Here is a 20,548-nt window from a genome sequence, read left to right on the forward strand (position 1 = left end):
ATACAGGCTTGGTTTTCATTTTCATTAAGCTGCTACTGTGCCACCACCCGACGAGGAGGAACCATGTCCGCCCACTGCCAACTCACCGGCCGACAGCCCGGCTTCGGCCACCACATCTCCCACTCCCACCGGCGCAGCGAGCGCCGCTTCAACCCCAACATCCAGTCCAAGCGCTACTGGCTGCCGAGCGAAGGCCGCCACGTCCGGCTCACCCTCTCCGCCAAGGGCATCAAGACGGTCGACACGATCGGCATCGAAGCCGCAGTGGCCCGCATCCGCGCCCGGGGAGGGAAGGTCTGATGGCGAAGAAGAGCAAGATCGCGAAAAATGAACAGCGGCGCCTCATCGTGGCCCGCTACGCCGCGCGCCGCGCCGAGCTGAAGGCGATCATCTCGTCCCCCGCAAGCTCCGACGAGGGCCGCGCCGCAGCCCAGAGGGAACTGCGCCGACAGCCCCGCGACGCCGGCGCAACCCGCCTGCGCAACCGCGACTCCGTGGACGGGCGCCCCCGCGGCCACCTGCGAGCCTTCGGCCTGTCCCGCATCCGCGTACGCGAGATGGCCCACGCGGGCGAGCTCCCCGGCGTCACCAAGAGCAGTTGGTGACCCGCGCCCGATCTGCTCACGCCGCGAGCCCTCTGGGCTACCGCAGCGCCCCACACGGTGGTGTGGATGGCGCCGCCGCTCGAGGGGTCCATGATCAGCACACGGTGAGCGGACGGCCCTGATGTTCTCGCGTTGATCGGGCTGAGACCACGACAAGCCGCGGCGCAGCAGGAGGCGAACGGCACCTGCCAACCACACCCGAGGGTGGCTGTCAACGGCCGTCGATGACCCCACGACCAGTGTCCTGGACCGCAATGACAACCCGGCCGAGAGTTCGGGACGAAGAGCACAGTCGTGCTGGATGTGCATCGGCGTGCACCGTCCAGGCGGAGTGTGTTTGCCGTTGACGCGAGCGGCAACGCGAAGTCCATGAGTCAATCGAACAGCGGCACGAATCATGATTCCGCGTCCAAGCGGAGTTCATCTGCCAAGGCCCGGCGGGCCACGGCGAAGGCGACTGCTCCCGCGTCGCAGGCGGCAGACAAGGCAGCCGAAAAGTCCGGTGACGTGGCGTCAGTAACCGTCGACACGGGCGAGCGTGCGGCCGGAACGGGCACCGCGGTCGTGCACAGCGCGGCAGAGCGTGTCCAAGCTGGCCGCCAGGCCGTCATCGCCGCCTCGGGACAGGCCGTGGCCTTCGCCAAGACGGCATGGGCGTTGATCACCCATCGAAAGCTCCTCGCTACCGGTGTGGGTGCGGGCTTGTCAGCGTTGGGTGCCACGTCATACCTGGCGGGTCGCCGTGCCGGGCGCCGCACGCACGGTCCGATTACCCGTCTGACCGGCGGGTGGATCTGAGGCGAGAGGCGAGCGCCGTCACTTCGTAGCGGGGCCGCCGAGCGACATCACAACTCGGGCATCTCCTTGCCCAGACGGTCCGACCACCATCCTTGCACGGCCCGCCCCCACAGCAAGATCTTGCGCCGGCTCTCGCCCATACCCCCGCCCTCCCCTGACCGCTCGGCGTCCTAGGCCGACCTCCGAGAGCGTGGCATAGGCAGGGGTGACACCAGCCATGCGCCCAGGGCAGAAGCCGTCGGCGGGGGCGACGTGACGTGCCCGATCAGACCCGGTGGTTCGCCGAGAAGGCGGCGGCCGAGGCGGTGGAGTGGGCTCGACGTGACCACCGCTGCGCAACCGGACCGTTCCCAACTGCTCCGGTAATATCGGCCGTTCCAGTGGGCCGCGCGTGGGGGGCGGGAATGGTCGCGAGGTACTTCGTCTCGCCGCACGGTGGCCGTCGCGCTTACCCCGACATCAGGTCCGCGCTCGCTGCTGCGGCCAGACGGGGCCGAGCGGCGCTGGTGGAGATCGCACCCGGTCGCTACGAGGAAGCGCTCACCGTCCAGGGCGAGGTCCAGTTGGCTGCGCTCGGCGATCCGGGCTCCGTGGTGGTGAGCCAGTCTCGTGGTGCCGTCCTCGACGCCTTCGGGTCGGTTCGTGTGCACGGCCTTGTGCTGGTCGGCCGCGACGCCGACGTCGTCGGCTGCCATGCGGGAACTCTCACGCTTGATCACTCAGATGTCCGAGCGCACAACGGCGTCAGCGTGCACGCGCAGCCGAACACCTTCGTGACGCTACGGGACAGCGTGTTCCGGCACGGTAGAGCCCTCTTCAGCGGGGCGAACGGGCTCGTCGAACGGTGCCGGTTCACCGACGCCACCGACAATGCGGTCGCGGTGATCGAAGGCGCCGACGTCTCGGTCCAGCGCAGTTGGATCGGGGGCAGCATGATCCATGGCTTGCGGGTCAGCGGTGCACGTGCCCAGGTCAGCGGGTGCGAGCTGACCGGCACCGGCAAGGCGGCCATCATGGCGGACTCGCAGGCGGAGCTCACCGTGACCGACTGCGCGATCAACGCTGTGCACGCGGAGGGAATCGCGTTCATCGAGCAGTCGAAAGGTTCCGTGGACGACACGCGCGTCTTCGACGCGCAACACGGGATCGCAGTTGTGAGTGGCGCCGACCCGGTGGTGCGCGGCTGCGCGTTCACCGAGTGTCGCGACACCGGCATCAACGTCCACGCCTCGGGCCGTGGCAGGTTCGAGGACTGCGAGGTCCTCGGCGCAGGCAACATCGCGGTGTTCTCGACCAAAGGTGGCGCTCCCGAGGTTCACGGTTGCCGCATCTCGCGAGGCAACGTAGGCATAGCCGTCACGGATGCCGGCAGAGGCCGCTTCACCCGGGTCGAGATCGAGGACCTGACGAGCGTCGCGCTGCGGGTCCACGACGAGGCCAGGGCTGTGTTCGAGCAAGTCCGCGTCGAGCGCTGCCCGTCGCACTTGGAGACACGGGGTAACGGCGGTACCACGGCCGACATCACCGACTCGGTGTTCCGTGATTTCGGCATGTCCGCCGCGGAGGTCCTGGGCCAGTCCCGGGTCACGTTGAAAGGCGTGTCGGCGGAGCGGGGAGTGGTGGGCTTCGGTGTCGGCGAGGAGGCTCAGCTGTTCGTGCATGACTGTGACGTCACAGCGGTGAGCTCCTGCGGGGCCGTCGGGTTCGGCAAGGGAAGGCTCGTCGCGCGCAACCTCACGGTGACCGGCTCGGAGGGCTTGGGCCTCTGCGGGACGGACTCCGCCCGCCTGGATGTCATGAACAGCGAGTTCGTCGACTGCGCGACAGCGGGTGCGAGCTTCCAGGGCACGAGCGGCGGACGGCTGGTGGACTGTTCCGTCACCGGAACGCAGGGTGTGGCCGTGCTGGACAACGGCCGCGTCGACCTTGTCTCTCTCCGCACGTCGCTGCCGGTCGTCGAGCGGATCGCAGAGCCGGTCGAGCGTCCGCCGACGATCGTCAACAACTACGACGGCCCGGTGTTCAACGCCGAGGTCCACGGCGCTCAGCTGGCGTGGAGCAACAACAACGTCATCCAGCAGCAGAACAACGAGGACGGTTCCAGCACATGAACGAGCCGCAGAACGTCAACAATTACGACGGGCCGGTGTTCAACGCCGAGGTCTCAGGCGCTCAGTTCGCCTGGAACAACAACACGGTCAGCCAGAACCAGCAGAACAACAGCGCTGTCGCCCCGGGTTTCGAAGCACTCGCCATGCTGGTCACCAACTTGCTCCGAGAGCTGCCCCAAGCCGGCCTCGCTGATCCGGACCGAGAGGATGCCGAGTCCGCAGCCAGAGAGGTGCTCGCGACGATCGCCCGACCGGATGCGCCCGAAGACGGCAGGCTCCGCCGCGCGCTTGCCATGCTGAGGGGAGCTCTGGCCCCAGTCGCGACCGGAGTGGTGGCCGGTACGGCAGCAGGGGCACAGGAGTGGGCCCAAAAGGCGATCGAGGGTTTGACCGGCATCCTCTGATCAGGGGTGACGTATCAGCTGGTCTCCAGCAGCAACGGGCGCGCTCGCTGGCCGGCCGAGGCAGGTGCGGTGCTCAGCTATTCGCCGGCCGGCTGAATATCCCGTTGATTACCGCACCGTCAACAGGACGCACGCCAAAAGGCTCCTGGCGCGGGAATTCAGGCGTGCCTGGTCACGCAATATGTGCCCTTGGCAGGCATAGTTCGCGGATGGCTCACGTCAGCACCGGCCCCGCCCGCGTCGTCGCAGATCTCGGGAACCGCGTCCGTGGCCGTCTTGCCGGGGACGGGCGGCGGCTGAAGATGACGGCCGTCACCGCGCTCGGCCTGTTCGTCGCCGTCCGGCTGTGCGGCGGGATCGTACTCGCCCTCGCCGCCCGGTCCTCGGGCAAACGGCCGCTGCCCCTGCTCGGTTATTCGTGGGACTCGGTCTGGTATCTGAGAATCGCCACGCACGGTTACGACATCCAGAAGAACCTGGCCTTCTTCCCGCTGTATCCGGGCCTGGTCCGCGCCGTCACCGCACTCACTCCGCTCGATGCGATCGCGGCGGGCCTACTGGTGTCCTGGACGGCCTCCGCGGTCGCCGCGTACGGCATCCACCGGCTCGGCGTCCTGCTCTACGGCCCCGCCGTGGCCACCGCGCTCGTCGTGCTGTGGGGCGTGCTCCCGCACTCCGTCGTGCTGTCGATGGCGTACACGGAACCCCTGCTGACCGCGTTCGCCGCCTGGTCGCTGTACTCGGTCCTGACCGGGCGGTGGGTGTGGGCGGGAGCGCTTGCGGCGCTCGCGGGCCTCTCCCGGCCCAACGGCTGCGCCGTGACCGCTGCGGTCCTGGCGGGGGCGGCACACGAGGTGTGGCGGAAGCGCGGGCGCGGAGTTCCCCACAGGTTGTGGGCGGGCGCGGCACTCTCGCCGCTCGGCTGGGGCGGCTATGTGTTGTGGGTGGGCCTGCGCAAGGGTGATCCGCTCGGCGGTTACTTCGCCGTGCAGCGGCGGTGGGGCTCACGCTTCGACTTCGGGCAGGGCGCGCTGCGCTTCACCGAGCACATGATGCTGCACCGCGCACGGCTGGTCTTCCCGATGGCGCTGGTGATCGTCGTCGTGAGCACCGTGCTCTTCGTGCTGCTGATCCTGGACCGTGTCCCGCTGCCGCTGGTCGTCTACAGCGGTGTCCTGCTGCTGATCGCGCTCGGCGGTGCCGGCAACGGATACTTCCAGTGCAAGCCGCGCTTCCTGCTGCCGGCCTTCCCGCTGCTGATCGTGGTGGCGCGGGCGCTGGTGAGAACCGCCAGAGCCCGGCCGTGGCACGCCACCGTGGTGGCGGGCGCCCTTGCCGGGTTCTCGTTCGCCTACGGCGCGTTTCTGGTCGTGGTGTCCCGGCCGGCCCTCTGAGTGACGGATCAGTCAGCACCCGAAGGCACCGACGCGCGTGCGGCGGTCCGGACCGCCCCGTCGGACGGTCCGGGCCGGCCGCCGCCGTTGCCGGACCCCTACGCCTCCTCGTGCCCCAGCGACACGTCCACCTGCCGGCGCCCGCCCCCGTCGATCTTCACGGGGGTGGCGACCGGCGGGTAGCCGCTGGCGACCACCGTGTACTCGTCACCGGAGAGATCGGTGAAGGCGTACGTGCCGTCGGGGCCGGTGGAGCGGGCCGCGACGACGTTGCCCTCCGCGTCCAGCAGGGTGACCCGGGCGTCCTCCACCGCGCGGCCGTCCCGGGTGCGTATCGTGCCGCGTACGTCGGCGGCGGGGCGGAGTTCGATGTCGTGGTGGATGCCCTCGGTCGTGACCGTCACCAGGGACGCTGCCGGGCGGCGGCCCGGGGCGGTGACCGTGACCGCGTAGTCGCCGGGGAGGAGGTCGGCGATCCGGTAGGCGCCGTCGGTCCCCGTCGTCGTCGAGGACGCCACGGCTCCGCGCTCGTCGGTGACGACGACCAGGGCTCCGGACAGCGCCTCTCCGCCCGTGTCGCGCACCGTGCCGGACAGGGTGCCCGTGCCGGCGGGCATCACCAGGTCGTAGGCGATCGGGGCGCCGTTCAGGGACAGCGTGGCGACCTGCGGCTGGTGTCCGGCCGCCGAGCCGATGAGCACCAGGCTCCCGCGTGCGGAGGTGTCCACGGCGTACGAGCCGTCCTCGCGTGAGGTGGCCCGGGCGACCTGGCGGCCCGTCGGGTCAAGCACCGTGATCGCGGCGCGTGCCAGCGGTGTGCCCGCCCCGTCCCGCACCTGGCCGCGGATCACGCCCGGACCGTCGATTTCGATGTCCGGACGGTCGGTGTCCCGGCCGCCGGTGTCCTCTGCGGTGGCGGCGGCCAGGGGCTCGGGGGTCGCCGGGGCGGCCCCCGAGGCCGGGGCGGCAAACGTGTCCGCGGTCGGCTGGGGCGTCGCCCTGCGGCGGAACAGCAGCACCGTCACCAGCACCGCGAAGACGAAGAAGCCGGCCGACCACCAGTACGCGGTGGAGTAGCTGTGCAGCGCGGCGTTCACCTTGACCAGCGGGTCGGTCATGTGGTGCTTCGCGTAGTCCGTCGCGGCGCTGGTGGCCAGCGTGTTGAGCAGCGCGGTGCTGACCGAACCGCCTACCTGCTGCGTGGTGTTGACGGCCGCCGAGGCCACGCCCTGGTCGCTCGCCTGGACGCCGAGGGTCGCGTAGCTCATCGCCGCGGGCATCGACAGACCGAGGCCCGCGCCGATCAGCAGCAGGGGCGGCAGCACATGCGCGGCGTAGCCGCTGTGCAGGCCGAGGCGGGTCAGCCAGACCATGCCGCCCGCGGCCAGCAGCATGCCGATGGGCACGATCACCTTGGGGCCGATCTTCGGCACGAGCACGTTGGTGGACAGCTGCGCCATCACCATCAGCGCGCCCACCATCGGCAGGAAGGCCAAGCCGTTCTTCACCGGCGAGTAGCCCAGCGTCGCCTGCAGGTAGTAGGTGAGGAAGAGGAAGACGCCGAACATGCCGGCGGACGAGATGAGAACGGTGGACAGGGCGGCGCCGCGGTTGCGGTCCGCCAGCACGCGCAGCGGCAGGAGGGGGTGCTTCGCGCGGGCCTGCCAGAGGAAGAAAGCCAGCAGGAGCACGCCGCCCGCGGCCAGGAAGCCCCAGGTCATCCAGTTGCTCCAGTCGTGCGTCTCCGCGTTGGCGAAGCCGTAGACGACGCCGAACAGGCCGCCGGAGACCAGGATCACGCCCGGGATGTCCAGCCGGGGCCGCTGGGCCGGGACCGAGCGGCTGATGAAGACGATCGCGCCGATGAGCGCGAAGACCGCGATGACGTCGTTGACGTACAGCGTCCAGCGCCAGTTCAGGTATTCGGTCAGCAGGCCGCCGAGGACCAGGCCGACGGCGGCGCCGGAACCGGCGATGGCGCCGAAGACGCCGAACGCCCTGGCGCGTTCCTTGGCGTCCGTGAAGGTCGTGGTCAACAGGGAGAGCGCGGCGGGAGCCAGCAGGGCGCCGAACAGGCCCTGGACGGCGCGCGCGACGACGAGCATGGTGAAGCCGTTCGCCGCCCCGCCCAGTGCGGAGGCCGCCGCGAAGCCGACCAGGCCGATGATGAAGGTGGTCTTGCGGCCGAACAGGTCGGCGAGCCGGCCGCCGAGCAGCAGCAGGCTGCCGAAGGCGAGCGAATAGGCGGTGACGATCCACTGCCGTCCGTTGTTGTCGAAGCCCAGGTCCTGCTGGGCGGACGGCAGTGCGATGTTCACGATCGTGGCGTCGAGCACCACCATGAGTTGGGCGAGGGCGATCACGCCCAGCGCCCACCATCGGTGCTTCGGCTGGGCATGGTGGTGGGTCCGGCCGGAATCTGTGGCCGGGGCGGCTTCGGTCTGGATGAATTCCATGTGATCCCTCTTGCGGGGCGCAAGGGCTCCGGGTGGCTCAGTGCCTTCTACCTCGAGACGGAGGAGGACGACGGTGTCCGTCCAGCGCTCGAGGTACGGGGTGTGGGCGTCGGTTCGTTCGATGTTCGGCCGGTGTGGGGGTCGCTTCGGTGAGAAGGTAGGGGTTCTCTGTCCGAAACGGTTTCGTACACCGTCCCGAGAGTAGGGAACCTCGTAGCGAAACGCAAACGTTTCGATCGTCGCCCGTTGCGCACCTCAGGCCGCGGTGTAGCCGAGCTGGCGCCTCATGTACGGGGTCAGGAGGGTCTTCGCCTTGGCCAGGGTGCTGGTGCGGCCGCCGAGGACGGCGGTTTCGCCGCCCGGCACGGGCATCACGGTCACTCCGTCGGCCGGGCCGAACGGCACGATGAGCGGGGTGCGGCGGATCGGCCGGTAGAAGCGGGGCTCCTTGCGGTGCCTGCCGGAACTCCGCAGATACGCGCGGACGTTGTGGGCGGCGATGTCCGCCTGGGCGAGCGCGGCAGGGGTGATCTTGAGCTCGCTGACGTCGTTCACGTCGCCGACCGCGAACACGTCCGTCCACCCCTCGACCCGGAGCGTCCGGTCGACCCTCACATGGCCGGCACCGTTGAGCCAGTCGCCATGGCCGGCCAGCCGCAACCAGAGCGTGTTGGGGGTGGTTCCGGTCGCCCAGAAGGAGAGGTCGGCGTCGACGACGTCGCCACGAGCGTCGCGATAGGTGCCGAAGGCGCTGCCGGGCGACATGAAGGAGTCGAGCCGCACCTCCACGTCGTGGGACTCCAGCCAGGCGCGGGCCTTGCGGCCGGCCCGCGTGCTGCCCGTGGAGTGGAGCAGCTCCGGCCCGGCGAGGGCGAGCGTGACCCGGGCGTCCGGCCGGGCCAGGCGGACCTCGGCGCTGAGCTCGACGCCGGACGGCCCGCCGCCGACGACCAGGACGTGACCGGCGGCGGCCACGTGCTGCTGGTGTCCGGCGAACGACTTGGCCGCCTCCTCGGTGGTGGTGCCGGTGAAGCGGGCCGGTTCGGGGTAGTCGGCGCCGGTGGCGATCACCAGCACGTCGTACGGCAGTCTCTCGCCGGTGGCCAGCGCCACGTGCCGTTCGGCCGTGTCGATGCGGACCGCCTTGCCGACGACGACACGGCCGTTGCGCAGGAGCCGGTCGTACGGAATGAAAGGAGTGGCCGTCCACTCCGGGCGTACGCCGGCGCGCAGGGAGGCGATGCGGTGGAACCGGGCCTGGGGGAAGCAGCGTTCGGATCTACGGAATGCTGCGTGGCACCATGCGCCCCTCCCCTCCTCCTTCCCCCAACCGCCACTGCCGGACGCCGAGTTGTCTCCGCAGGCCGAACAGGACGAGGCCCGCGGCCACCACGTACGCCACCACCCGGCGCAGGATGCGGACCTTGATGATCGGCCGCTCGGTGCGGGTCGGGGTGCGGCGCGGGCTGGTGCGCGGACGGCTGGAGCGGTCGGCCATGCCGGCCTCGCCGAGTCGGCGGTAACGGTCGGCCCACCGCTGGGCCGTGGTCGGCGAGACCTGGAAACGTTCCGCAGCCCGGCGCAGGCTCCAGTTGTCGTCCACGACGCAGCGCGCCAGGCGCAGACGGCCCGTCTCGGTCAGCGGTGCATTACGGTGGGGCACGAGGGCCTGTCTGTTGCTGGTGCAGAGGTCGCAATCCACACCAGGCCAGAAGGCCCTCACCCATTTCAAGGTCACACCGCAGTGACCGCTGTCACCAACCTCCGTGGACAGAACAGCTAGGCCCCCTTCGCGGTTGCCTTCTTCGCCGGTGTCTTCTTCGCCGGTGTCTTCTTCGCCGGTGTCTTCTTCGCAGCAGTCTTCTTGGCTTCCGTCTTCTTGGTCGCGCTCTGCTTGGCCGTGGTCTGCTTGGTCGCGCTCTGCTTGGTCGCGCTCTGCTTGGCCGTGGTCTGCTTGGTCGCCGTCCTGTTCGCCGTGGTCCCCGACTTCGCCGCCGTCTTCTTCGTCGCCGGCGCCCTCTTCTTCCCGCCGGTCTCCTTCGGCTCCGTACGCGCCGCCTTCCGCTGCGGCAACCGTCTGACCTCGGCCTTCTGCTCCGCCCCCTGCTCGCCTGCCCCCCGCGCCTCCTTCGCCACCCGCACGCTCTTCTCCAGCGCCGCCATCAGGTCGAGCACCTTGCCGCCCTCGGGCGCCGGAGCGGTCGGCGGTTCCTTGCCCTCCGCCTTCGCCGCGATCAGTTCCTCCACCGCCTCGCGGTACCCGTCGTGCAGCTCGTCCAGGTCCACCTCCCCCAGCGTGTCCATCAGGGCGTCCGCCAGGTCCAGCTCCTTGTCCCTGACTGTGATGTTCCCCTCCGGCGCCACGCCCTCCGGTGCGCGGATCTCGTCCGGCCACAGCAGGGCGTGCATGGCGAGGACGCCGCCGACCGCGCGCAGCATCCCGAGCCGTTCCCGGCCCCGCAGGGCGAACTTCGCGATCGCCACCTTCCCCGTGCGTCCCAGCGCCTCACGCAGCAGCGTGTAGGGCTTGGCGGCCGGAGTGCCGTTCGCGCACAGGTAATACGCCGTGTCCATCTGGAGCGGGTCGATCAGGTCCTCCGGAACGAACGCCACGATCTCGATCGTCTTCGTGGTCGGGATGGGCAGCTGCGCCAGGTCCTCGTCCGTGATCGGGATGACCGAGCCGTCCGCGTCCTCGTACCCCTTGCCGATCTCCGCCTGCGCGACCTCGCGGTCCTCCAGCTCGCAGAACTTGCGGTACCGGATCCGGCCGCCGTCCTCCAGATGGATCTGGCGGAATGAGATCGAGTGGTTCTCGGTGGCGTTGATCAGCTTGACGGGGATGCTCACCAGGCCGAACGAGATGGCACCGTTCCAGATGGATCGCACGTTCCGCCCCTTTTCCGGATAGGTCGGCCGATTTCATGGGGTTCTCGTGGGATTCTCATCGTATGACGCCGATCACAGAGGTGGAGGGCCGACGGCTGGCACTCAGCAACCTGGAGAAGGTGCTCCATCCCGCGACCGGCTTCACCAAGGGCGAGCTGCTGCACTACTACGCGACCACCGCCGGCGCCCTGCTGCCCCACCTCCGCGACCGCCCGCTCTCCTTCCTGCGCTATCCGGACGGGCCGGACGGACAGCTGTTCTTCGCCAAGAACGTGCCCCCGGGTACGCCCGACTGGGTCACCACGGCCGAGGTGCCGCGTACGGAGGGTGCGGCCCGCATGGTGCTGATCCAAGACCTGGCGAGCCTCATGTGGGCGGCGAACCTCGTCACCGAGTTCCACACCCCGCAGTGGCGCATCGACACGCCCGACATCGCTGACCGGCTGGTCTTCGACCTCGACCCGGGGGCGCCGGCCACGATCGTCGAGTGCTGCGAGGTCGCCCTGTGGCTGCGGGAGCGGCTGGCGGCGGACGGGATCGAGGCGTACGCGAAGACGTCGGGCTCCAAGGGGCTGCATCTGCTCGCCACCGTGGAACCGACGCCTTCGCAGCGGACGACGGACTACGCCCGGCAGCTCGCCGTGGAGGCGGAGAAGGCGATGCCCCGCCTGGTCATCCACCGTATGACCCGCAGTCTGCGGCCCGGGAAGGTCTTCGTGGACTGGAGCCAGAACGCGGCGCGCAAGACCACCGCCACCCCGTACACACTGCGCGCCCGGGCGGAGCCCACCGTGTCGGCGCCGGTGACATGGGATGAGGTGAGGGATTGCGCCTCCCCCGGCAGTCTCGTCTTCCGCGCCGCGGACATCGCTCCCCGGCTGCAGGCGTACGGCGACCTCATGGCCGCGCTCTGCGATCCGGATCAAGCGGTTCCGCTGCCGTGAGAGCAAGCGGTTCCATTGCCGTGAGAGCAAGCGGTTCCACTGCCCTGAGAGCAGGCGGTTCCACTGCCCTGGCAGGCGGTTCCACTACCCCCAGCCCCTGCGATGTGCCGCCGCCCCACGGTCACACCCGGGACCATGTGTGCCGGTCCCGTGCCATCGCGTGCAGCGCCTCCACGTCCGCCGGCTTCAGCATGCCGCCCAGGCGGGCCAGGGCGGGCACGTCCGTGTCCTTCAGGACGCGGATCTTGCGCAGCGGAGTCGTGATCTCCAGGCGGGCGGACTCGGTGACGATCAGGACCGGGTGGACCTCGGCCGTCAGCGCGTACGACGCGCGGTCCGCGTCGGCGCTCACCCGGCGCAGCAGCGGCTGCGCCTCCTGGCGGCCCACCGTCACCATCGGGTCGGCGATGAGGACCCGCTGCCTGCGGGCGTAGAGGGAGCGCACCGCGAACAGGCCGCCGGGGCCGATCGCCAGGTGGTGGATGCGGTCGCCGCCGGGCAGCGGCACCGAGTGCAGGGTGCGCCAGCCCACGCCCTCCAGGCCGTCCAGTGCCTCGCCTACCGCCTGCTCGGCGGCGAGCGCCCGGCGCCGTGGGTCCGGGCGCAGCCGGTGGGTGGGGCCCGGGTCGCGGTCCAGGGCGATCAGCAGGGCCTCGCCGGGCCGGTTCGGCGCCAGGTCGTCGTCCGGGTGGAGGGACAGCCGGGCCAGCTCGGCGGGGGTGGGCACGGGGGGCGGCCCCACCGTCACCGGGCCCGTCACGAACGGGCCGAGCGCGTCGAGCACGTCCTCGCGCAGGTCCTCGCTCAGCAGGTTGACCCGGCCGGTCTCCCGGTCGTACCAGGCGATGTTCCGCCCGTCGGTGCCGCACACGTACAGGCGTTCCTGTCCGTGCCGCCAGGTCGGTACGACGCGCAGTCCGTCCATGCACCATCACCCCTCGACCATGGGAACAGGCGGGGTGCTCCGGGGGCAAGAACCCGGCTACCTTTGTGAGCAGTTGGGGACTCGGTGGGAGGCGCCGTTGCGGACCCGCAGAAAGCAACCCGATGTTCCGGCTCCCGAGAGCCCGTGGAGCGAGATCGTGCCCGGTCTGTGGATGGGCGGCCACGAGTTCAGGGGGCGCTCCGGGGAGCGGGAGTTCGCCGTCGTCAGTGATGAGTTCGATCTGGTGCTGACCTTGTTGCGGCTGCCCGGGCACGGGCCTGACGACGGGGTCGAGCACCATGTGTGGCCGATCCCGGACGGTCCGCTGGACGGGACGCAGCTCGCGGGTGTGATGCGGCTGGCGCAGGCCGCCGACGACGCGCTGGAGGACGGGCGCCGGGTGCTCGTCCGGTGCTACCACGGGTACAACCGTTCGGGTCTCGTCGTCGCGCATGCGCTGGTGCGGGCCGGGCACACCGCCGAGGAGGCGATCCGCATGATCCGCGCCCGGCGCGGGCCCTGGGCGCTGCACAACGAGCTGTTCGTGGAGTACCTGCGGGCGGGCCTGGACACCGCCCGCCTCCTGGAGGAACTCGCGGAGTAACCTCACTGGCCGGTCGTGAGTGAACAACCGGTCATCAGGTGAGCAAAAAGGACGGATGCCCCCGTGTTCCCCAGCCGTCGCGCCGGCACGGCGTTCCGCAGCCGCCGAGTGGGCCCGGCACTCCGCGGTCGCCCCGTGCGCGTGGCCCTCGGCGTCGCCGTGGCCACCCTGCTGCTGGCGGGCTGCGGCGACTCCGGTGCCCTGCGCGGCGCGGGCCCGACCGCCACCGCCGTCGGCCCGGTGCGGTTGTGGCCCCAGCTGCCGCCCGCCTCCACGCCCGCCCTGGACTACGGCGAGGCGGACACCGAGACCGTCAAGGGCATCACCGTTCCGGGTGATGACATCCGCCGGGTGGATCCCCTCGACGTCGTGCGCGCCGAGGTCGCCGCGCACCCGGACGCCTACTCCGGCCCGCACGCGTTGTACGCAGAGACGCGCGAGCGGCTGAAGGACTGCGGCGCGGCGGGCCCGCAGGGGCGGCGGTGCCCGGTCCTGCGGGCGTACTACCGCGACCTCACCGGTGACGGCAAGGACGACATGGTGCTCGGCATCCGCTTCCCGGACGGCCAGCTGGCGGTGCGCGTGTACACCGTCGAGCACCACCGGCTGGTGCAGGTCATGGGCACTTCGGACAGCGTGATCAGCGTGGAGCTGGCGGGCCGGACCATGATCATCCGCTCGCCGTCGACGCTGCCGGGCTACGAGTTCCGCACGGAGTGGACCTGGGATCCGCACCAGCACGCGATGCTGGCGACCCGGGACGAGATCGTGCGGGTGGGCACCGCGCCCCCGCGCCGGCCGGTCGCGCCGGCCCCGTCCGCCTCTGCCCCGGCCCCGCCCGTTCCTTCCGTCTCCCCCTCGGCCGCCCCCGTCCCGTCGGAGAGCGCCCGATGAGGCCGCTCGGCCGCACGCTCGGCCGGCTGCCGCGCTGGACCGGCACGCTGACCTGGAAGGCGGCCGCCTTCATCACCGTCATGTGCTGTGGGCTGGCCGCGCTGCTCGGCGTGCTCGTCCATGTCCAGGTCACGGACCGGACCGTCGGTGAGGCCCGCGGCCGGGCGCTGGCCCGGCTGACGGAGGCGGCGCAGGCGTACGAGGCGGGCGACCGGCTGCCGCACGGCGCGGGCGTCGACCCTCCGGGACTGCCGGCGCCGCTGCGGGAACTGGCGGCGGACGGGTACCGCGGCACCATGGTCGGGACCCAGGATCCGCAGCCCACGATGTGGGCGGCGGGCCCGGCCGACGGTGGCCGGGCGCTCGCCGTGCAGGTCGACTACGCACAGGGCGCCCGCATCATCGACGCCCTGGACGAGGCGATCGTGTGGTCCTCGGTGCTGGCGAGCGGCGCGACGCTGTGCGTGGGAGCGTTCGCGGTGACCCGGGTGACCCGGCGGCTGCAGGCCACCGCGCAGGTGGCCCGGCGGATCAGCGCGGGCGACCTGGACGCGCGCGTGGACGACCGGCGCGCGAGGAATCCGGCGCGCCTCCAGGACGAGGTGGCGGCGGTCGCGGGCGCCCTGGACACGATGGCGGCCACGCTGCAGGGCAAGCTGCTGAGCGAGCAGCGGTTCACCGCGGACGTGGCGCATGAGCTGCGCACCCCGCTGACCGGGCTGCACGCGGCGGCCGAGCTGCTGCCGCCCGGGCGGCCGACCGAGCTGGTGCGGGACCGGGTGGCGGCGCTGCGCACGCTGACCGAGGACCTGCTGGAGATCTCCCGCCTGGACGCGGGTGGCGAACGCCTCGAGCTGGTGGAGGAGCGGCTCGCGCCGCTGGTGCAGCGGGTGGTGCGGGCCTCCGGCGCCCCGGTCGAGGTCCGGGTGGTGCGGGACGCGTGCGTGGCGACCGACCGACGGCGGCTGGAGCGGGTGCTCGGCAATCTGGTGGCGAACGCGCACCGGCACGGGCGGGGCCCGGTGGTGCTGACGGTCGACGGTGCGCGGGTCACCGTACGGGACGACGGGGACGGTTATCCGGAGTACCTGCTGGTGCACGGGCCGCAGCGGTTCCGCACCGAGGGCGGCGCGAAGGGGCACGGCCTCGGGCTGACGATCGCGCTCGGGCAGGCGGAGGTACTGGGCGCCCGGCTGGAGTTCGCCAACGCGCCGGACGGCGGGGCCATGGCCACGCTCTCCCTCCCCGAGACGCCGAGGAGTACCGGAACGGGCTGATTGCCCCCGCATAACAGGACAGACCGCTTACCGCTTGCTACGTTCCGCACATGATCCCGCCCGGAACGCCAGGAGCGAGGACCGTGACGCCGGCGGACGCCCCCGCCCCCGCGCTGCGCCTGCCCCGACGCCGGGGCACCGAGTTCGGCCTGATCGTCCTCGCCGTGCTGCTGTCGGTCTACGGCTACTGCGCCGTCGGCCTCGCCCGGCACGGCACCCTCCCGCCCGGCGCGCTCCGCTACGGCGCCGGGCTCGGCGCGCTCGCGCTGCTCGCGCACTGCGCGGTGCGGCTGCGCGCCCCGTACGCCGATCCCCTGCTGCTGCCCATCGCGGTGCTGCTCAACGGCGTGGGCCTGGTGCTGATCTACCGCCTGGACCTGGAGACCCCGGGCCACCGGGCGGCCCCCACCCAGCTGTCCTGGTCGACGCTCGGCGTGGCGCTGTTCACCGCGGTCGTCCTGCTGCTGCGCCACCACCGGGTGCTCCAGCGCTACACCTACCTGTGCGGGGGCGCCGCGCTCGCCCTGCTCACCCTGCCGATCTTCTTCCCGGCGTTGAACGGCGCCCGGATCTGGCTCAGGGTCGCCGGATTCTCCATCCAGCCGGGCGAGTTCGCGAAGCTGCTGCTCGCGGTCTTCTACGCCGGGTACCTGGCCGCCAACCGGCAGGCGCTGGCGTTCACGGGCCGCAGGGTGTGGCGGCTTCAACTGCCCACCGGGCGGGTCCTCGGCCCGGTGGTGGCGATCTGGCTGCTGAGCGTCGGCGTCCTCGTCCTGGAGCGCGACCTCGGTACCTCGCTGCTGTTCTTCGGGCTGTTCGTGGTGCTGCTGTACGTCGCCACGGGCCGCACCGGCTGGATCGCGGTCGGTCTGCTGCTCGCGATGGTGGGCGCGTTCGCCGTGGGCCGGCTGGAGCCGCACGTGCACGCCCGGGTCGAGGACTGGCTGCACCCCTTCGCGTCGATCGAGGCGGGCCAGGGCGCGGGCCAGCTCGCCCAGTCGCTGTTCGCGTTCGCCGCCGGCGGCGCGCTCGGCACCGGGCTCGGCCTCGGCCACTCCATGCTGATCGGCTTCGCCGTGAAGTCGGACTTCATCCTGGCGACGGCGGGCGAGGAACTGGGTTTCGCCGGCCTGTGCGCGCTGTTCCTGCTCTACGCGCTGCTGGTGGAGCGCGGCTACCGGGCGGGGCTGGCGCTGCGGGACCCGTTCGGGCGGCTGCTCGCCGTGGGGCTCTCGTCGATCGTGGCGCTCCAGGTGTTCGTGATCGCGGGCGGGGTGACGGGCCTGATCCCGCTGACGGGCATGGCGATGCCGTTCCTGGCGCAGGGCGGCTCGTCGCTCGTGACCAACTGGATCATCGTGGCGCTGCTGATCCGGATCAGCGACTCGGCCCGCAGCCAGTACGACAGGACGGCCGCGTCATGATCAGGTACATCCGCCGGGCGGCGGCCCTGTGCGCGGTGCTGCTGATCGCCCTGCTGGTGAACGCCACCCGGGTGCAGATCCTCGAGTCCGCCCGCTACGAGGACAACCCCGCCAACCGCCGGCAGATGATCGCCCGGTACGGCAGCCCCCGCGGCGACATCCTGGTCGACGGCCGCCCGGTGACCGGGTCCCGGGACACGGGCGGCATGTTCCGCCACACCCGCACCTACACCGACGGGCCGCTGTACGCGCCGGTCACCGGCTTCGCCTCCCAGGTGTACGGGACGACGCTGCTGGAGCACACCGAGGACGCGCTGCTGTCGGGCACCGACCCGCTGCTCGATCCGTTTCCCCTGTGGAACGGCGTCCTGAGGAAGCGCATCCCCGGCGGCCATGTCGTCACCACGCTCAGCGGGGCGGCGCAGCGGGCGGCGTACCAGGGGCTGGCCGGGCGCGCGGGCGCGGTCGCCGCGGTCGAGCCGACGACGGGGCGGATCCTGGCGCTGGTGTCGACGCCGTCGTACGACCCCGGAGAGCTGTCCGGGACGTCGCCGTCCGTGGCCCGGGCCTGGAAGCGGCTGAACGGGGACGCGGCGCGGCCGATGCTCGACCGGGCGATCCGGCAGACGTATCCGCCCGGTTCGGCGTTCAAGGTGGTCACGGCCGCGGCGGCCCTCGAGGCGGGGGTGGTGACGGACCTCGACGCGCCGACGGACTCCCCCGACCCCTACCGGCTGCCCGGCACGACGACCGAGCTGACCAACGAGACCGAGGGCTGTGAGGACGCGTCGCTGCGGTACGCCTTCACCTGGTCGTGCAACACGGTGTTCGCCAAGCTGGGCGGGGAGGTGGGGCTGCAGAGCATGACGGGCACGGCGGCGAACTTCGGCTTCAACGAGCGCAGGCTGAGGGTGCCGTTCGCGGTGGCGCCGAGCACGTTCGACCCGAAGCTGGACGCCTCCCAGCTGGCGCTGTCCTCGATCGGGCAGTTCGAGACCCGGGCGACACCGCTGCAGATGGCGATGGTCGCGGCGACGGTGGCCGGCGGAGGCGATGTGAAAGCGCCGTACCTGGTGGAGCGGACGACGACCAAGGACGGCGAGACGGTCTCCACGGCCACGCCCCGCACCCTGCACCGGGCGATGAGCGCCACCACCGCGGAACAGCTGCGGGAGATGATGACGGACGTGGTGCAGGAGGGAACGGGTCGTAACGCGGCGATCCCCGGCGCCCGCGTGGGCGGCAAGACGGGCACGGCCCAGCACGGCGTCGACAACTCCGGGAAGCCGTACGCCTGGTTCATCTCCTGGGCACAGGCGGACGACGCGCTCGAGCCGGCGGTGGCGGTCGCGGTGGTGGTGGAGGACGCGGGCCGGCAGGGGGAGGTCAGCGGGGGCGGGGACGCGGCGCCGATCGCGAAGGCGGTGATGGAGGCGGTCCTGAACTCCCGGCAGCAGTCGCGTCGTTGAGGGGTCCCGACTGCTGAGACGGGGGCTGGTGCCGGCGATCCGGCCGACCTACCGTTCGGTTCCATGACGAGCATCCAGCAGCCGAAAGCCACCTACGAACTCGCCGAGGTCAACATCGCCCGCCTCAAGGCCCCGCTGGAATCACCGCAGTTGAAGGACTTCGTGGCGGCCCTGGATCCGGTGAACGCGGCGGCCGACGGGTCCGACGGTTTCGTGTGGCGGCTGCAGAGCGACTCGGGCAACGCCACGGACATCCCCGTGTTGGGTGACGAGTGGCTGATCATCAACATGTCGACATGGCGGGATGCGAACGCCCTGACGGCGTTCATGTACCAGGGGCAGCACCGGGAGATGCTGGCGCGGCGCCGAGAGTGGTTCGAGCGGCTCGAGGAGGCGTTCACGGCCCTGTGGTGGGTCCCGGCGGGCCACCGCCCGACGGTGGCGGAGGCGGAGGAGCGGCTGCTTCACCTCCGCGCGCACGGGCCGACGGAGTACGCGTTCACTCTGCGGACGTCGTTCCCTCCGGGGGAGGGGCGACCGGTGGTCGGCGGTTGATGGCGGTGAGGTCGATGTCGATGGGGAACGGGACGGTCAGCCTGAGCTTGTCATGGTGGATGCCGGTGATGGCGTAGGAGTTGGTCGCCGGATCCAGTTCGTAGACGTACACGACTGGCAGTCCGCCGTTCTCCTCCACGCGCCAGAAGTGACGGATGCGGGCGCTCGCGTACTTGCGGGGCTTGATCTCCCGGTCGCGCTCCTCCGAGTCTTCGGAGACGACCTCCACGGCCAGGATGACGTCCTCGGGGTCGTACCACGTCTGACTCGATCCCGTGCGGGCGCTGTGGGGCACCACCATGAGGTCCGGCTCCGGGCGGTCACGCCTCCCCAACTTGGTCGTCATCTCGCGGACGACATAAAGGGCGTCCGGAGCCGCGTCCACGAGAGCGTTCTCCAACAGGCGCAGCGTCGCCATATGGAAGTCGGTCTGCGGACTCATGAAGAACAGTCCCCCGTCGATCAGCTCGGTGTGCGGCGGGAGACCCGGAATGCGGTCCAGGTCGTCCGCAGTCCAGCCGCCCGGAGGGGGCGTCGGATAGGCATACTGCCCTTCCCACTCGTCCTCGGCTGCTGCACTCATCAGCGCTCCCATGCGACGGAGATTGGCAGGTGTGAACAGCCTAGCCAGGGCGAATACCGATTCGCCGCTCCATCGAGCGACGATCGAGCGCGATGTTGACGGCCCCGTTCACCCCTCCGTCCCCACCTCGATCGCCTCCTCGACCTCGGCCACCCGCTCCTTCTCCTCCGCCGCGAAGCGCTCCGCGTCCAGCTTCTCGGCGATCTCCTCGTCCTGTGCCATCAGCAGGTCCAGGTTCGAGTCGCCCATCTCGAAGACGCCCATGTCGACGTAGGCCTGCTGGAGGCGCTTGCCCCACAGGCCGATGTCCTTGACGCAGGGGACGATGCGGCTGAACAGCAACTGCCGGAACAGCTGGAGGAACTCGGACTTCTCGCTGTACGCCTCCGCCTCGGCCTTGGGGATGCCGAAGTTCTCCAGCACCTCCACCCCGCGCAGCCGGTCCCGCATCAGGTAGCAGCCCTCGATGACGAACTCCTCGCGTTCGCGTAGTTCGGCGTCGGTGAGCTGCTTGTAGTAGTCCCGCAGGGCCATCCGCCCGAAGGCGACGTGCCGGGCCTCGTCCTGCATCACGTACGCGAGGATCTGCTTGGGCAGCGGCTTGTCCGTGGTGTCGCGGATCATGCCGAAGGCGGCGAGCGCCAGGCCCTCGATGAGGACCTGCATGCCGAGGTACGGCATGTCCCAGCGGCTGTCCCGCAGGGTGTCTCCGAGCAGTGCCTGAAGGTTGTCGTTGATCGGATAGAGCATCCCGATCTTCTCGTGCAGGAAGCGGCCGTAGATCTCCGCGTGCCGGGCCTCGTCCATGGTCTGGGTCGCCGAGTAGAACTTGGCGTCCAGGTCGGGGACCGACTCCACGATCCGCGCCGCGCACACCATCGCGCCCTGCTCGCCGTGCAGGAACTGGCTGAACTGCCAGGAGGCGTAGTGCTTGCGCAGCTCGCCCTTGTCCTTGTCGGTCATCTTCACCCAGTACGGCGTTCCGTACAGGGTCATCGCCTCGTCCGGTGTGCCGAGCGGGTCGTACGGGTCCACCTCCAGGTCCCAGTCGATCCGCTTCTGCCCGTCCCACTGCTTGTCCTTGCCCTTCTGGTACAGGGCCAGGAGCCGGTCGCGCCCGTCGTCGTACTCCCAGCTGAAGCGGGCCGCGCCACTGGCGGGCACCTGCCAGAGGGGTTCCTCCGGCTCCTTGGCGTACAGCTCAAACGTCGGCATG

General features: G+C 70.8%; 18 protein-coding genes and 2 pseudogenes. 13 read left to right on the forward strand and 7 right to left on the reverse strand.

Translation table 11 applies throughout. The annotated features are described in order from the left end of the window. Positions 1-63 precede the first annotated feature (63 nt). From rpmB to AB0N14_RS00650, 6 genes are all read left to right on the forward strand, one after another. Positions 64-300 (forward strand): 50S ribosomal protein L28, encoded by a 237-nt coding sequence (rpmB, locus tag AB0N14_RS00625; protein ID WP_366023564.1) that lies wholly within the window; start codon positions 64-66, stop codon positions 298-300. Beyond that, positions 300-605 (forward strand): 30S ribosomal protein S14, encoded by a 306-nt coding sequence (rpsN, locus tag AB0N14_RS00630; protein WP_366023565.1) that lies wholly within the window; start codon positions 300-302, stop codon positions 603-605. The genes rpmB and rpsN overlap by 1 nt, the downstream gene beginning before the upstream one ends. Positions 606-938: 333 nt before the next feature. Continuing rightward, complete coding sequence (locus AB0N14_RS00635; protein WP_366024219.1) at positions 939-1,403, forward strand: hypothetical protein; 465 nt, start codon at positions 939-941, stop codon at positions 1,401-1,403. A 506-nt stretch (positions 1,404-1,909) separates the two neighbouring features. Then, on the forward strand, positions 1,910-3,514 hold the full coding sequence (locus AB0N14_RS00640; protein WP_366023566.1) for a right-handed parallel beta-helix repeat-containing protein: 1,605 nt from the start codon (positions 1,910-1,912) through the stop codon (positions 3,512-3,514). Next, the gene (locus AB0N14_RS00645) at positions 3,511-3,918 is read left to right on the forward strand and encodes a hypothetical protein (protein ID WP_366023567.1); all 408 of its coding nucleotides are present in this window, start codon (positions 3,511-3,513) and stop codon (positions 3,916-3,918) included. Before AB0N14_RS00640 ends, AB0N14_RS00645 begins: the two co-directional genes overlap by 4 nt. A gap of 302 nt (positions 3,919-4,220) precedes the next feature. Continuing rightward, the gene (locus tag AB0N14_RS00650; RefSeq protein ID WP_366024220.1) at positions 4,221-5,312 is read left to right on the forward strand and encodes a mannosyltransferase family protein; all 1,092 of its coding nucleotides are present in this window, start codon (positions 4,221-4,223) and stop codon (positions 5,310-5,312) included. A gap of 98 nt (positions 5,313-5,410) precedes the next feature. Here the strand turns inward: AB0N14_RS00650 and AB0N14_RS00655 are convergent, their stop codons facing one another. The 4 genes and pseudogenes from AB0N14_RS00655 to AB0N14_RS00670 form a co-directional block, all read right to left on the reverse strand. After that, on the reverse strand, positions 5,411-7,768 hold the full coding sequence (locus tag AB0N14_RS00655) for an MFS transporter (RefSeq protein ID WP_366023568.1): 2,358 nt from the start codon (positions 7,766-7,768) through the stop codon (positions 5,411-5,413). A gap of 255 nt (positions 7,769-8,023) precedes the next feature. Continuing rightward, positions 8,024-9,019 (reverse strand): annotated as a pseudogene (locus AB0N14_RS00660) (FAD-dependent oxidoreductase); the annotation flags it as partial. 154 nt (positions 9,020-9,173) lie between these two features. Further along, positions 9,174-9,431 (reverse strand): annotated as a pseudogene (locus AB0N14_RS00665) (leucine zipper domain-containing protein); the annotation flags it as partial. Between the two features lie 116 nt (positions 9,432-9,547). After that, entirely contained in the window at positions 9,548-10,657 is a 1,110-nt protein-coding gene (locus AB0N14_RS00670; RefSeq protein WP_366023569.1) for a Ku protein, read from the reverse strand. 62 nt (positions 10,658-10,719) lie between these two features. Between AB0N14_RS00670 and ligD the strand changes: the two genes are divergently transcribed. Continuing rightward, on the forward strand, positions 10,720-11,601 hold the full coding sequence (gene ligD, locus AB0N14_RS00675) for a non-homologous end-joining DNA ligase (protein ID WP_366023570.1): 882 nt from the start codon (positions 10,720-10,722) through the stop codon (positions 11,599-11,601). A 121-nt stretch (positions 11,602-11,722) separates the two neighbouring features. On the opposite strand, the gene AB0N14_RS00680 is transcribed toward ligD, so the two are convergent. Then, positions 11,723-12,526, reverse strand: a complete 804-nt coding sequence (locus AB0N14_RS00680; RefSeq protein WP_366023571.1) for a nuclease-related domain-containing protein — start codon at positions 12,524-12,526, stop codon at positions 11,723-11,725. 97 nt (positions 12,527-12,623) lie between these two features. On the opposite strand from AB0N14_RS00680, the gene AB0N14_RS00685 reads away from it, so the two are divergent. The 6 genes from AB0N14_RS00685 (at position 12,624) to AB0N14_RS00710 (ending at position 18,749) form a co-directional block, all read left to right on the forward strand. Next, a complete protein-coding gene (locus AB0N14_RS00685) occupies positions 12,624-13,130 on the forward strand; it encodes a dual specificity protein phosphatase family protein (RefSeq protein WP_366023572.1) in 507 nt (168 codons plus the stop codon). Between the two features lie 63 nt (positions 13,131-13,193). Further along, a complete protein-coding gene (locus AB0N14_RS00690) occupies positions 13,194-14,024 on the forward strand; it encodes a hypothetical protein (RefSeq protein ID WP_366023573.1) in 831 nt (276 codons plus the stop codon). After that, on the forward strand, positions 14,021-15,301 hold the full coding sequence (locus AB0N14_RS00695) for a HAMP domain-containing sensor histidine kinase (RefSeq protein WP_366023574.1): 1,281 nt from the start codon (positions 14,021-14,023) through the stop codon (positions 15,299-15,301). Before AB0N14_RS00690 ends, AB0N14_RS00695 begins: the two co-directional genes overlap by 4 nt. A 50-nt stretch (positions 15,302-15,351) precedes the next feature. Continuing rightward, positions 15,352-16,725: an FtsW/RodA/SpoVE family cell cycle protein gene (locus tag AB0N14_RS00700; protein WP_366023575.1), complete on the forward strand. Its 1,374-nt coding sequence runs from the start codon at positions 15,352-15,354 to the stop codon at positions 16,723-16,725. After that, entirely contained in the window at positions 16,722-18,194 is a 1,473-nt protein-coding gene (locus AB0N14_RS00705) for a penicillin-binding transpeptidase domain-containing protein (protein ID WP_366023576.1), read from the forward strand. Before AB0N14_RS00700 ends, AB0N14_RS00705 begins: the two co-directional genes overlap by 4 nt. Before the next feature lie 63 nt (positions 18,195-18,257). After that, positions 18,258-18,749, forward strand: coding sequence for a DUF3291 domain-containing protein (locus AB0N14_RS00710; RefSeq protein ID WP_366023577.1), 492 nt, complete (start codon positions 18,258-18,260; stop codon positions 18,747-18,749). Here the strand turns inward: AB0N14_RS00710 and AB0N14_RS00715 are convergent. Beyond that, the gene (locus AB0N14_RS00715; protein WP_366023578.1) at positions 18,694-19,332 is read right to left on the reverse strand and encodes a Uma2 family endonuclease; all 639 of its coding nucleotides are present in this window, start codon (positions 19,330-19,332) and stop codon (positions 18,694-18,696) included. The two genes, AB0N14_RS00710 and AB0N14_RS00715, sit on opposite strands and share 56 nt — an antisense overlap. A 108-nt stretch (positions 19,333-19,440) precedes the next feature. Further along, positions 19,441-20,547, reverse strand: coding sequence for a ferritin-like domain-containing protein (locus AB0N14_RS00720; protein WP_366023579.1), 1,107 nt, complete (start codon positions 20,545-20,547; stop codon positions 19,441-19,443). Position 20,548: the final 1 nt, after the last annotated feature.

Source organism: Streptomyces sp. NPDC051104 (assembly GCF_040682835.1).
Taxonomy (GTDB): Bacteria; Actinomycetota; Actinomycetes; order Streptomycetales; family Streptomycetaceae; genus Streptomyces; species Streptomyces cynarae.